This window comes from Breoghania sp. L-A4 (assembly GCF_003432385.1).
Classification (GTDB): Bacteria; Pseudomonadota; Alphaproteobacteria; order Rhizobiales; family Stappiaceae; genus Breoghania.
This window is the reverse complement of sequence record NZ_CP031841.1, coordinates 592,921-605,748: the sequence shown is the minus strand read 5'-3', so window position 1 is coordinate 605,748 and position 12,828 is coordinate 592,921. Positions and strand designations below refer to the sequence as shown.

The 12,828-nt window shown below is 65.9% G+C and carries 12 protein-coding genes; 6 read left to right on the top strand and 6 right to left on the bottom strand.

What is annotated here, in order from left to right; genetic code table 11:
- Positions 1-197: 197 nt before the first annotated feature.
- Entirely contained in the window at positions 198-1,922 is a 1,725-nt protein-coding gene (locus tag D1F64_RS02935) for a HAMP domain-containing methyl-accepting chemotaxis protein (RefSeq protein WP_117411197.1), read from the top strand.
- A gap of 131 nt (positions 1,923-2,053) precedes the next feature.
- Here D1F64_RS02935 and D1F64_RS02930 read toward each other — a convergent pair whose 3' ends face one another.
- The 4 genes from D1F64_RS02930 to D1F64_RS02915 form a co-directional block, all read right to left on the bottom strand.
- Positions 2,054-2,851, bottom strand: coding sequence for a xanthine dehydrogenase family protein subunit M (locus tag D1F64_RS02930; RefSeq protein WP_117411196.1), 798 nt, complete (start codon positions 2,849-2,851; stop codon positions 2,054-2,056).
- A gap of 194 nt (positions 2,852-3,045) precedes the next feature.
- A complete protein-coding gene (locus D1F64_RS02925; RefSeq protein ID WP_117411195.1) occupies positions 3,046-5,409 on the bottom strand; it encodes a xanthine dehydrogenase family protein molybdopterin-binding subunit in 2,364 nt (787 codons plus the stop codon).
- A 91-nt stretch (positions 5,410-5,500) separates the two neighbouring features.
- Positions 5,501-5,992 (bottom strand): (2Fe-2S)-binding protein, encoded by a 492-nt coding sequence (locus D1F64_RS02920; protein ID WP_117411194.1) that lies wholly within the window; start codon positions 5,990-5,992, stop codon positions 5,501-5,503.
- 54 nt (positions 5,993-6,046) lie between these two features.
- Positions 6,047-6,694 (bottom strand): carbon monoxide dehydrogenase subunit G, encoded by a 648-nt coding sequence (locus D1F64_RS02915; protein WP_117411193.1) that lies wholly within the window; start codon positions 6,692-6,694, stop codon positions 6,047-6,049.
- A 279-nt stretch (positions 6,695-6,973) separates the two neighbouring features.
- On the opposite strand from D1F64_RS02915, the gene D1F64_RS02910 reads away from it, so the two are divergent.
- The 5 genes from D1F64_RS02910 (at position 6,974) to D1F64_RS02890 (ending at position 11,299) form a co-directional block, all read left to right on the top strand.
- Positions 6,974-8,146 (top strand): class I SAM-dependent methyltransferase, encoded by a 1,173-nt coding sequence (locus D1F64_RS02910; RefSeq protein ID WP_205470630.1) that lies wholly within the window; start codon positions 6,974-6,976, stop codon positions 8,144-8,146.
- On the top strand, positions 8,143-9,015 hold the full coding sequence (locus D1F64_RS02905; protein ID WP_117411192.1) for an RNA methyltransferase: 873 nt from the start codon (positions 8,143-8,145) through the stop codon (positions 9,013-9,015). Before D1F64_RS02910 ends, D1F64_RS02905 begins: the two co-directional genes overlap by 4 nt.
- A gap of 2 nt (positions 9,016-9,017) precedes the next feature.
- Positions 9,018-9,881 carry an SDR family oxidoreductase gene (locus D1F64_RS02900; RefSeq protein ID WP_117411191.1) on the top strand — a complete coding sequence of 288 codons (864 nt, stop codon included), beginning with the start codon at positions 9,018-9,020 and terminating at the stop codon, positions 9,879-9,881.
- A 73-nt stretch (positions 9,882-9,954) separates the two neighbouring features.
- The gene (locus tag D1F64_RS02895) at positions 9,955-10,773 is read left to right on the top strand and encodes a DUF2799 domain-containing protein (RefSeq protein ID WP_117411190.1); all 819 of its coding nucleotides are present in this window, start codon (positions 9,955-9,957) and stop codon (positions 10,771-10,773) included.
- Entirely contained in the window at positions 10,706-11,299 is a 594-nt protein-coding gene (locus D1F64_RS02890; RefSeq protein ID WP_117411189.1) for a carboxymuconolactone decarboxylase family protein, read from the top strand. The genes D1F64_RS02895 and D1F64_RS02890 overlap by 68 nt, the downstream gene beginning before the upstream one ends.
- 7 nt (positions 11,300-11,306) lie before the next feature.
- On the opposite strand, the gene D1F64_RS02885 is transcribed toward D1F64_RS02890, so the two are convergent.
- Both D1F64_RS02885 and D1F64_RS02880 read right to left on the bottom strand, forming a co-directional pair.
- Complete coding sequence (locus D1F64_RS02885) at positions 11,307-12,164, bottom strand: MBL fold metallo-hydrolase (protein ID WP_117411188.1); 858 nt, start codon at positions 12,162-12,164, stop codon at positions 11,307-11,309.
- A gap of 243 nt (positions 12,165-12,407) precedes the next feature.
- On the bottom strand, positions 12,408-12,707 hold the full coding sequence (locus D1F64_RS02880; RefSeq protein WP_117411187.1) for a hypothetical protein: 300 nt from the start codon (positions 12,705-12,707) through the stop codon (positions 12,408-12,410).
- Positions 12,708-12,828 lie beyond the last annotated feature (121 nt).

Genomic DNA, 12,828 nt, shown 5'->3' with positions numbered 1-12,828 from the left:
ATTTACGAATACTTCGATTCACAATCGATTAACTGTTCAAATCTATAATGCTACCAATATAAAATTTACTTGAACGCCAACAGGTTGATATCGTAAGAATCTATACATGACTCTTGCGATTACATGACTCAACCTTTGGAACCGATAGTAAAAAATGGAATCCATTAATTGGCAGGACCTGCCACCGGAGCAAATAGATGCCTGTACATACCCTACGGTTCAAGGGATTGGCTGCGGTCGGCGCATTCATCATCGCAATGGTCGCTGGCACGACCGCCATGCACTTTCTGGCCAAGAACTCGCAACAGCACGCGGCCGACATGATCGAGGAGTCGCAGATCATCGCGGGACCGATGCTCGATCTGACGCGGGCGATGGACGCGCTGGAATACGATGTGGTGCAGGTACAGCAGTGGCTGACCGGTATTTCCGCCACCCGCGGACTTGGCGGGCTGGACGACGGCTTTGCCAAAGCGGAGAAATACGCCGGCAAGTTCCATGAGGCGATCGGCGAGGCCCGGACGTCGGCAACGGACGCGGGAATGAGCGAGCTCACCGCGCAGCTGCTTTCCGTCGAAGAACGCTTCAACCCGTATTATGAGACCGGCAAGCGGATGGCCCAGGCCTATATCGACGGCGGGCCGGAGGTCGGAAACAAGCTGATGGGAGAGTTCAACGCCACGGCGGAATCCCTTCACAAGGCCTTGGATGAGGTCCACCAGATTCAGATCGGGCGCCTGAAAGAGGACCGCGTGCGTCTGGTGGAACTGAGCGCAAGCTATCTGGAGAGCCGTTCACTGGAGACGACCGGCGCCTTGATCATCGGCGTGTTCACGATTCTGGCCGCGGCCGCCGCGGGCGCTTTCCTCGTGCGCGGCATGCTCGCTCCGCTGTCGCGCGCCACTGCTTCGATCGAGGAGGTGGCCGAAGGAAACTATGACACCGACATCGAAGTCGCGGAGCGCAGCGATGAAATCGGGCAGATCGGCAAGGCTCTGATTGTGCTGCGCGACGGTGCGCGCGAGCGCCGCCAGCTCGCGGCCGAGCGGGTCGCCGACGCGGATGCCCGCGCAGAGCGTATCCGCGAGCGCGAGAAGATTGTCGTGGCGTTCCAGGACACGGTGAAGGGCCTGCTGGCCTCCGTCGGCACCAACATGGAATCGATGCAGTCGACCGCCAGCAGCCTGACGCGCCTGGCGAGCGACACCTCCAGCCGCACGAGCGACGCGGCGCGCGCCTCCGAGAGTGCCTCGCAAAACGTCCAGACGGTGGCCTCGGCCTCCGAGGAACTGTCCGCGTCGATCACCGAGATCTCCGGACAGATCAGCAAGACCACCGAAATCGTCGACAGGGCGACACGCGGCGCGCGTGCCTCGAACGAGAAGATTGCAAGTCTGGCGCAGGCGGCGAGCAAGATCGGCGAGGTTGTCGGACTCATTCAGGACATCGCCGAGCAGACCAACCTGCTGGCGCTGAATGCCACCATCGAAGCGGCACGCGCCGGCGAGATGGGCAAGGGGTTCGCGGTCGTCGCGGCGGAAGTCAAGGAACTGGCAAACCAGACCTCCAAGGCGACCGACGAAATCGGCTCGCAAATCGCCGCAATCCAGGGGTCGACGGGCGAGGCGGTCGACGTGATTCAGGAAATCGCCCAGATCATGGAAGAGGTCAATTCCTACACAAGCGCCATCGCGGCGGCCGTGGAGGAACAGGGAGCGGCAACCAACGAGATCAGCCGCAACGTGCAGCAGGCCGCGCAGGGCACGGACGAGGTGTCGACGAATGTCGCCAACGTGAATGCGGCCGTCGACGAAACCAGCAACGCCGCCGTCAAGGTGGACGAGGCCGCAACGGAAGTCGCCCGCGACACGGACCGGCTGCGCGGCACGATCGAGCGTTTCATCAAGGACTTCGCCGCCTGATCATCCGGTCATTTCTTGCGACCGGCCGCATCAGGCCGCGCGCGCCGGACCGGGCCGTGCGGAGCGACGAACAGAAGCAAGAAGGGCGGGGAATTTCCCCGCCCTTTTTCATGTCTCGCGCCGTACCGGTGTCAGGCGGCGGCAACCGCGCGCTTGGCCATCACGGTCACCAGATTGGAGCGGTATTCGGCCGATCCGTGGATGTCGCCGAGAAGGCCCGAGGCATCCACCGTGATACCAGCCACCGCATCCGGCGACCAATTGGACGCCAGCGCCTGCTCCATCGCGGTCGCGCGGAACACGCCATCCGCGCCAGCGCCGGTTACCGCGACACGCGGTGAACCGTCCGCCGTCTTGGCGACGAAGACGCCGGCCATGGCATAGCGCGAGGCCGGGTTGGGGAACTTGCAATAGGCGGAGGTCTGCGGCACCGGAATGCGCACGTGGGTGATGATCTCGTCGTCGTCGAGCGCGGTTTCGAACATGCCGGTGAAGAAATCCCCGGCCGCGATCTCGCGCTTCGTGGTGATGACGGTCGCATCGAGCCCCAGCAGAGCGGCGGGATAGTCCGCGGCCGGGTCGTTGTTGGCGACCGATCCGCCGATGGTGCCCGAGTGGCGCACATGCGGATCGCCGATCATCCCGGCAAGCGCCGCGAGGCCCGGAATGTCACCCTTGATGCTGGGATTGGTGGCGACTTCCGCGTGCCGCACGCCAGCGCCGATAACATAGGCGTTGCCCACCTTCTCGATGCCGCGCAACTCTTCGATGCGAGAGATATCGACCAGGTCCGACGGCGCCGCCAGACGCTGCTTCATGGTGGGGATCAGGGTCTGGCCGCCTGCGAGGATCTTCGGATCATCGCTCTGCGCGAGCAGGCCTGCCGCGTCCGCCAGCGAGCCTGCCCGGTGGTAGTGTGTCTCGTACATCCGTCATTCCTTCCCATTTCGCTCCGCGGCGCGCTGCGGAACACGCTGTGCCACCGCATATCGGCCGTCTCGGAGCAAACCGCATTGGATCGCTTCGAGTGCGCGGGCATGCCTGAAACCGGGACCTCCGGCAGGCGCGCCCGCGCCTTCAGTGTTTCCGGCCGTCCACCCGCACGGGTGACGGCCCGCAACCGTTATTCCGCCGCCTGCTGCAGACCCGTTTGCGCCAGACGCCAGACCTTCTCCGCCGTCGCCGGCATGGGCAGATCCTCGGACCCCAGCGCATCGGTCAACGCGTTGATGAGCGCCGGAGGCGAGCCGATGGCGCCGGCCTCGCCGCAGCCCTTGATGCCGAGCGGGTTGCCCGGGCACAGGGTTTCGGTGGTCATCACGTTGAACGACGGCAGATCGTCGGCGCGCGGCATGCAGTAGTCCATGTAGGACGCGGTGGTCAGCTGACCGCTCTCGCCGTCATAGACACAGCCTTCCAGCAAGGCCTGACCGATGCCCTGCGCCAGGCCGCCGTGCACCTGCCCCTCGACGATCATCGGATTGATGACCTTGCCGAAGTCGTCGGCCGCCACGAAGTTGACGATCTGTGTCTTGCCGGTGTCCGGATCGACCTCGACCTCACAGATGTAGCAGCCGGCCGGGAAGGTGAAGTTGGTGGGATCGTAGAACGCCCCTTCCTTCAGCCCCGGCTCCATGCCCTCGGGCAGATTGTGCGCCGTGTAGGCGGCCAGCGAGACCTCGGTCATCGACAGCTTCTTGTCGGTGCCCGCCACCTTGAACTCGCCGCCCTCGATGACGATGTCGGCCTCCGCCGCCTCCATCAGGTGAGCGGCGATCTTCTTCGCCTTGGCCTCGACCTTGTCGAGCGCCTTGACGATGGCCGACATGCCGACCGCGCCGGAGCGCGAGCCGTAGGTGCCCATGCCGAACTGCACCTTGTCGGTGTCGCCGTGGACGATCTGCACGGTGTCGACGCCGACGCCGAGACGGTCCGAGACCACCTGCGCGAACGTCGTCTCATGGCCCTGGCCGTGGCTGTGCGAGCCGGTCAGAACCTCGATGGTGCCGATCGGGTTGACCCGCACCTCGGCGGATTCCCACAGCCCCACACCGGCGCCGAGCGAGCCCACCGCCTGGCTGGGCGCGATGCCGCAAGCCTCGATGTAGCAGGAGACGCCGATGCCGCGCAGCTTGCCGCGGCGGGCGGCTTCCGCCTTGCGCGCCGGAAAGCCCGCGTAGTCGATGGCGGCGGTGGCCGCGCTCACCGAGGCCTCGTAGTCGCCCGCGTCGTAGCACATGATGACGGGCGTCTGATGCGGGAACTCGCGGATGAAGTTCTTGCGCCGCAGCTCAATCGGATCCAGCCCCTGCTCGCGGGCGGAGATCTCCATCATCCGCTCCAGCAGGAACGTGGCCTCGGGCCGTCCCGCGCCGCGATAGGCATCCACCGGCGTGGTGTTGGTGTAGACCGCCTTCACGTTGGCGTGGATCGCCGGGATGTCGTACTGACCCGACAGCAGCGTCGCATAGAGATAGGTGGGCACGGCGGAGGAGAACAGCGACATGTAGGCGCCGAAATTCGCCGTCGTCTTGACCCGCAGCCCGAGGATCTTGTTGTTGGCGTCAAACGCCATTTCCGCGCTGCTGGTGTGGTCGCGGCCGTGCGCGTCGGTGAGGAAGGCTTCGGTGCGGTCCGACACCCATTTCACCGGACGCCGCGTCCGTTTGGACGCCCACAGGCAGACCATTTCCTCAGGGTAGACATAGATTTTGGAGCCGAAGCCGCCGCCCACGTCGGGCGCGATCACACGCAGCTTGTGCTCGGGCGCGATGTTGTAGAAGGCGGAGAGGATCAGCCGCGCCGCGTGCGGATTCTGCGACGTGGTCCAAAGCGTGAAATGCTCTTCGGCGACATCATAGTCGGCCACCGCCGCGCGCGGCTCCATCGGGTTGGGAATCAGCCGGTTGTTGGTGAGATCGAGTTTCGTGACATGGGCGGCGCCCTGGAAGGCCGCGTCGGTCGCCGTCTCGTCGCCGATTTCCCAATCGTAGATGAGATTGCCTTCGGCTTCGGGGTGCAGTTGCGGTGCGCCGGGGGCCAGCGCGTGCGCCGTGGTCACCACGGCCGGCAGAACCTCCCAGTCGACCACGACGGCTTCCGCCGCGTCGCGCGCCTGCGCCTGGGTATCGGCGATCACCACGGCCACCGACTGGCCCACGAAGCGCACCACATCGGCGGCGAGCGCCGACCAGGCGCCCATCTTCATCGGCGTGCCGTCCTTGGAGTGGATCATCCAGCCGCAGATCAGGTTGCCGATCGCATCACCGGCAAGATCGGCGCCGGTCAGCACCGCTTCGACGCCCGGCATGGCGAGCGCGGCCTCGCTGTCGATCGAGCGGACCTTCGCATGCGCGTGCGGGCTGCGGACGAAGGCCGCCTGCGCCATGCGCGGCAACGTCATGTCGTCGGTGTATTTGCCGTGTCCCGTGATGAACCGCTTGTCTTCCTTGCGGATGACACGGGCACCAATACCTTCAGCTCCCATTTCTCGTCTCCTCCGACCGTTCCCTCGCCCGCGGCCCTTTTCAGGTCTCTTCGGACACTCTGGTCAATGCATATGTTTTATGAAATCCGCTCTATTCGGCAGCCTCCGAAAGCCCGCTCGCCATCTCGTCGGCGGCGGCTTTGATCGCCTTGACGATGTTGTGGTAGCCGGTGCAGCGGCAGATGTTGCCCTCGAGTTCGTGGCGGATCGTCGCCTCGTCGAGCTTGCCGCCATGCCGGTTGATCATGTCCACGGCGGCCATGATCATGCCCGGCGTGCAGAACCCGCACTGCAGGCCGTGATGCTCGCGGAACGCCGCCTGCACCGGGTGCAGCTCGTCGCCAGAGGCCAGACCCTCGATGGTCAGCACCTCGCCGCCGTCCGCCTGCGCGGCCAGCATGGTGCAGGATTTCACCGCCTTGCCGTCCACATGCACGACGCAGGCGCCGCACTGCGACGTGTCGCAGCCGACGTGGGTGCCCGTGAGGCCTTGCGTCTCGCGCAGGAAGTTCACCAGCAGGGTACGGTCCTCGACAGTCGCCGAGACCGGCTTGCCGTTCACGGTCATTGATACTGTTGCCATCAGCTTCCTCCCATCTTTTCCAAGGCCGGCGTCCTGCGGGGCGCCGGTGAATTTCTACATATTTGCAATGAGTATCACCGCGATCAGGGCGGCAAGAGCGATGAAGCCCCACATCATGGGGCCGCCAAGGGTCCCCTTGCCGGCTTCCACCTCGAGCTTTTCCTCGACATCGCGGAACGCGTCTTCAGCGGCATGAGTCGCGCCGGACAGGGAATCCATCGCCGACTCGCCTGCGCTCTCTTCCTGTCTGGCCTCGGCTTCGGCTCCGCCCACGACCTCGGAGAACTTGCCGAAGAATTCCTCGGCCATCTTGCGGGCCGTGGAATCGATCAGCCGCGAGCCCAGTTGCGCCAGCTTTCCGCCGACCTGAGCCTTCGCCTCATACGTCAGAATGGTGCCGTCGCCGTCCTCGGCGAGATGCACGTCGGCGCCGCCCTTTGCGAAACCGGCAACACCGCCCTTGCCCTCGCCGACGATGGAATAGCCTTCCGGCGGATTGAGGTTCTCAAGCGTCACGTCGCCCTTGAACTTCGCCTTGACCGGCCCGACCTTGGCGGTCACCGTGGCGCTCATATGGGTGTCGGATGTTTTCTCCAGAGACTCGCAGCCGGGGATGCAGGCCTTGAGGATGTCAGGATCGTTCAGGGCTTCCCAGACCTTTTGGCGCGGCGCGGGAATGCGGTACTCGCCCTTCATGTCCATGTGGGACGCTCTCCTTATGGATTGATTTTTCGTCTCCCCGCAGACTAGCCGCGCCGCTCGCCGGCGAAAAGGCAAAAGTGCCAAAGGTCCGTTCGCGCTCGCCCGTCAGCCACTTTTGCGCGCATCCACCGTGACCGCAACTGTACCAAATGGCTAGTCTCGCGGCGGCTCTGACAAGGCCGACGCAGGAGCGATCGCACGGGCCAATGCCCGCACGATCATTGACCGCACGGGCCGCACGGCCTAATCCACCGCGAGACAAACCTTGAGAGAGCGACCTTGGCCAAAAAGCCGTCCCGCAAGAACACCAGCACGCGCAAGCCAAAGGAAGGCGGCGCGAAGACCCGCACGCCGAGAACCGCGAAGGCGGACGGCCGGACGCGCGACGAAAAACCGCGCTCCAAGCCCTCACCGCGCAAGGTCGCGTCCCCCGCCCGCCAGGAATGGCCCGCGCCGCGCGACAAGGCTCCGGCTACCGCCGTCCGTCCCGCGCGTCCGCGACCGCAGGGGCCGCACCTGCTTCAGGAACGCTGGCCGGTGATGCTGGAAACCGCGGGCTGGGAGGACTACGCGCTGCTCGACATGGGCGATGGCGAGAAGCTCGAACGCTACGGCTCCTACACCATCCGCCGGCCCGAGCCGCAGGCCATGGGCGCCCGGCGGCTGTCCGAAAGCCGCTGGGAGAATGCGGACGCGGCCTTTACCGGCGATGTGGAGGAAGAAGGCCCCGGCCGCTGGCGGTTCGGCCGCGAACTGCCCGAGACCTGGCCCATGGCCTATGGCCCGGCAACCTTCAACGGCCGCTTCATGTCCTTCCGCCACGTCGGCGTCTTCCCCGAGCAGGCCAGCCACTGGGACTGGGTGAGCGAGAAGATTGCGGCCGCGCACGCCGCGCGCCACCGCCCTCCGGTAAAAGTGCTCAACCTGTTCGGCTACACCGGCCTCGCCTCGCTGCTGCCCGCCTCCATCGGCGCGGAAGTCACCCACGTGGACGCCTCGAAGAAGGCCATCGGCTGGGCGCGGGAGAACCAGGAACTATCCGGTCTCGGAGACAAGCCGATCCGCTGGATCTGCGAGGACGCGATGAAGTTCATCGCGCGGGAGGTGCGCCGCGGAAATTCCTATGACGGCGTGATCCTCGATCCGCCGAAGTTCGGCCGGGGACCCAGCGGCGAGGTCTGGAACCTGTTCGACGACTTGCCCGAGATGCTGGATCTCGCCCGCGCCGTCCTCTCCGACACGCCGGTCTTCGCGCTGATGTCGATCTACGCCATCCGCGCGTCGTTCCTGTCAGGGCACGAGCTGATGGCCGACGTGTTCCACGACCTGCCCGGCACGCTGGAATCCGGCGAGCTGGTCATCCGCGAGCGGCCCGACGATCCGGCCACCGGCGAGCACTGGCCCGCGCGCGCCCTGTCCACATCCCTGTTCAGCCGCTGGAGCGCTGCATGAGCCCGCGTCCGCCCCATACCGATGCCGCCTCGCAGGCCGGCCCCGCCAAACCGGGTCAGGTCAAGAGCATCACCAGCGTCTCCAACCCGATGATCAAGGAGATCCGGGCGCTCGCCACCCAGCGCAAGCGGCGCAAGGAGGCGGGACTGTTTGTGGCCGAAGGCCTCAAGCTGATCACCGACGCGATGCAGGCCGACTGGCCGATCCGCACCCTGGTGTTCGGCGCCGAGGTGCGCGAGCAGCCGATGGTGGCCCAGGCCGCCGCCAAGGCGCGGGCGCGCGGCGCCACGGTGCTCGACGTGAACCGCGCCGTGCTCACCGCCATCACCCGGCGCGACAACCCGCAGATGGTGGTCGGCGTCTTCGAGCAGCAGTGGTTCGACACCGAGCGCATCGATCCAGCGCGCGGTCCTCTGTGGATCGGGCTGGACACCATCCGTGATCCCGGCAATCTCGGCACGATCATTCGCACGGCCGATGCCGTGGGCGCCGACGGCATCATCCTGATCGGCGACACCACGGACCCCTTCGCGGTGGAAGCCGTGCGCGCGACCATGGGCTCGATCTTCCACATGCCGATCGCCCGCATGACGCGTGAGACCTTCCTCAAATGGCGCAAGAGCTGGCCGGGCGCCGTGATCGGCACCCATCTGGAAGGCTCGATCGACTACCGCAAGGCGGCCTACACGGACCCGACCCTGCTGCTGATGGGAACGGAGCAATCCGGCCTGCCCGAGGAAATGACCGCGGCCTGCACGCAACTGGTGCGCATTCCCCAGGCGGGCCAGGCGGACAGCCTCAACCTGGCGGTGGCCACCGGCGTCATGCTCTACGAGATCCGCCGCGACAAGCTGGTTCTGGAGGGATAACGATGCGTCTGTTCGTGTTCGGAATGGGATATTCGTCGCGCGCCTTCGTTGAGCGCACCCGCGAGCAATGGTCGTGGATCGGCGGCACCACGCGCTCGCCCGAGAAGGCGGACGCCCTGCGTGCCGACGGGATCGAGCCGTTTCTCTTCGACGGCACCGAGCGCAGCGACGCCCTCGCCGAGGCGCTCGCCTCCGCCACCCATGTGCTGGTCTCCATCGCGCCGGGCGAGCATGGCGATCCGGTGCTGGCGCAGTACCGCGTCGACCTCTCGGCCCTCGTGTCCAAATGGATCGGCTATCTCTCGACCGTCGGAGTCTATGGCGATCACGACGGGGCCTGGGTCGATGAGGAGACGCCGGTCAAACCGGTCTCGGAGCGTTCGGTCCGGCGCGTTGCGGCGGAAAACGCCTGGCTCGCGTTTTCCGGGGAAACGGGAATCCCGGTCGGCATCTTCCGGCTGTCGGGCATCTACGGCCCCGGCCGCAACGCCTTCGTCAATCTGGACAAGGGCACGGCCCGCCGGCTGGTGAAACCGGGCCAGGTGTTCAACCGCATCCATGTGGACGACATCGCCGGCGCGCTGGAAGCAGCCATCGCGGCGCCCGCCACACGCCTCTACAACGTCACCGATGACGAGCCCGCGCCGCCGCAGGACGTGGTGGAATTCGCCGCCAGGCTTATGGGCGTGCCCTGCCCGCCCGAGACCGATTTCGCCACCGCCGATCTTTCGCCCATGGCGCGGTCCTTCTACGGCGAGAACAAGCGGGTCTCCAATGCGCGCGTGAAGCAGGAACTCGGATACAGCTTCCGGCACCCGACATACCGCGAGGCGCTCACCGCGCTGCTGGAGAGCGGCTGGAGGTAAGCCATTACCCCTTGCCGCAGCGTTCTCCTGTCGGCTAGAAGATTTGCACCTTTGTATTTCGCGGATTGATTGCATGAACAGCTTTGCCCGGCTGGCCTTGATTGCGCTCGCACTGCCACTGTTGTCGTCCTGCGCGTCCCTGACGCCGGAGCAATGCGAAACCGGCAACTGGCGCACGATCGGCCTGAGCGACGGCGCGGAAGGGCGGCCCCTGTCCCGGCTCGACGATCACCGCGAGGCCTGCGGCAAGGTCGGGATCAGCATCGACACCGGCGCCTATATGGCGGGCCGGGACGAGGGCCTGACGCGCTATTGCACGCCCGTCTCCGGCTTCTCCGTCGGCAGCAACGGCCGCGCGAACGGCAATGTCTGCCCGGCCGAGCTGGCGGGCGGCTTTGAAGCGGGATACGTGCTGGGCTCGGAACTGCATGCCGCGCAGTCCGCCTTGACACAGGCCGAGAATGCTCTGCGCCGGGCGGAAAGCGCCGAGAGCGCAACCGAGGACCGCATGCGCGACTTGCGCGCCGCCATGGTCAGCGAACAGGATCGCGACAAGCGCAGGGCGATCGGCGACGAGCTGCGGCGGTTGCGCGACACGGCCCGCGACCAGCAACGCCAGGTGCGCCGCGCCGACCGCGAACGGCGCGATCGCCAGCACCACCTGGATATCGTGCGCGAAGACTCCTTCGCCCAATTGCGGCTTCTGGCGCCGGGCTGGGCCCCCGGTAGCCGGACCCGGGACCTTTGCCCGAACAAGACTGGCCGCTGGAGCGCAAGCGCGATAGCGTTCTCCCTGTGCCCGAAGAGGCAACGGGAGGATATACATGGCGCATATCGATCCGCTGGCGCGCGACGCGGTTCCGGAATTCAAGGAACGCTTCGATCATTATGAGAACACGCGCGGCTTTATTCCCAATTCCATTCTGACCATGCAGCGCCGTCCGGCGATCGCCGCCGCCTTCATGGCGCTCAACAAGGCGGTTCTCTACGAGGGAACGGTGCCGGAAGAGCTGAAGATGCTGGTCAGCCTGATCGCCAGCCAGGCTGCGGGCTGCCGCTACTGCCAGGCGCACATGGCGAACCTCTCCAGCATATACACCGCATCCGATGCCAAGATTCGGGCTGTGTGGGAGTTCGAGACCAGCGATCTGTTCAGCGAGGCGGAACGCGCGGCGCTGCGGCTGGCCTACAAGGCGTCAATCATTCCCAACGACACCGGCGAGGCGGATTTCGATGCGCTGAAGGCGCATTTCGACGACGGCCAGATCGTTGAGATCGTCGGCACGATCGCGCTGTTTGGCTATCTCAACCGCTGGAACGACACCATGGCGACCGATCTTGAGCAACACGCCCGCACGCTTGCTGAGCGTGTCCTGACGCCAGTTGCCTGGGATGCGGGCAAACACGGCGGCGGATGACCCCTGCTCAATACCCCGGCAGCACCAGGACCTTGGGCAGTTGCGGCAGCGTGTTCTGGGAAATCGTGATCGTCGGCGTCTGGCTGAGTTCCACGTCGAACACCTCGCCCATGGCGGAGACGAACTGGCTCAGCCGGCCAGGCCCAAAGGCATGCATCGGGATCAGCAGGCTGGCGCGCACGCGCTTGGCGATGTCGATCATGCCCGCGTGCCCCATGGTGTAGGTGCCGTCCACCGGCACGAACAGCACGTCGAGGCGGCCGATCATCGCGTAGTGCGCATCCGTCAGCCGGTGGTGCAGATGGCCGAGATGGCCGAGGCACAGCCCGGCGATCTCGAAAATGAAGATCGAGTTGCCGTCCACCTCCATGATGCCGAAGTCGTTGCGAATGTCGGTCGGCACGTTGCGGATCAGCACGTCATCCACCACCAGCCGGTGCTTCGCCGCGCCACCGTCCGGGTTCCAGCCGCGCAGCACGTATTCGATCTCCGGATCGGGAAAGGCCGTGTAGTGCGAGGAATGGGCATGGTTCATGGTGACGACGCGCGGCACGCCCTCGATGCCGGCATAGCCGTTGTAGTCTGTGGCGATCGTCACCCCGCCGCCGCTCTCGATGCGGAAGGTGGAGTGGCCGACATAGGTGATGCGCACGTCATGCGGCGACAGGGCACCGGTCGCGGCCATGACGACGGGCGCCCGGTAGGGAGGCTGGGGCGCCGAGGCCATCGCCAGGCATTGGCTGACCGGCGCCCGCGCCAGCGGATCCTGCGCCTGCACGCGCAGCGGCGCGGCCGATCCGGTCTGAACCGCCAAGACGCACCATGCGGCGGCAAGAACAACAAGGCGGGCTGATGGACGCGGCATGCGCGGTTCTCCCTCCGGACGCTCCATGCCGGTCAAGATTAACGGGCGCTTGCCGCACTGCAAGAGGCGTTGGGCGAGGCGCACGCACATATGCGTGAGGGCGCGCGTCAACGTCAAAGGCGTGGCGCGCGGGCGCTCGGCGCCCGGAATCTGGCCGCCCTCGGGTCCTGCCCGCCTGACCGCATCGGCGTCGTCACCGCACCGGATTCACTCCGATGTTGCGAGGCAATGCCCGTCTCACCCTCAATTGCAGGCGGCGACGCACTTTTGGTATTCGCTCTGGCAGATCGCCGTCGGCTGGTAGCGCGCTTCCTGACGCGCGGTGCAGGCGGCCCGCGCCTGGGTGCACTGGCGCTTGCATTGCGCGCCGGAGGCCTGCGCCATGAGGAGCGGCGAAAGCGTCATGGTGCGCGTGCTCTGCTGCGGCGCGCTCATCGGCGCTACCTCTGGCGAAGCGGGGGCCTGCGCGGCGAATGCCGGCGCGGCCGAAAGTCCCGCGATGACGGCGGCCAGAAGCGCCGCCTTGGAAAACCTGCTGTTCACGATCCCCTCCTGTGTCTGCCACTGCGGTCCCGTACCGGGAATACCGTTGCCCAAGCGTCAAGACTAGAGACACGAAAGCGCCGGGCAAGCATAGGCTGGCCCGGCGTTGTAAACTCGTTGT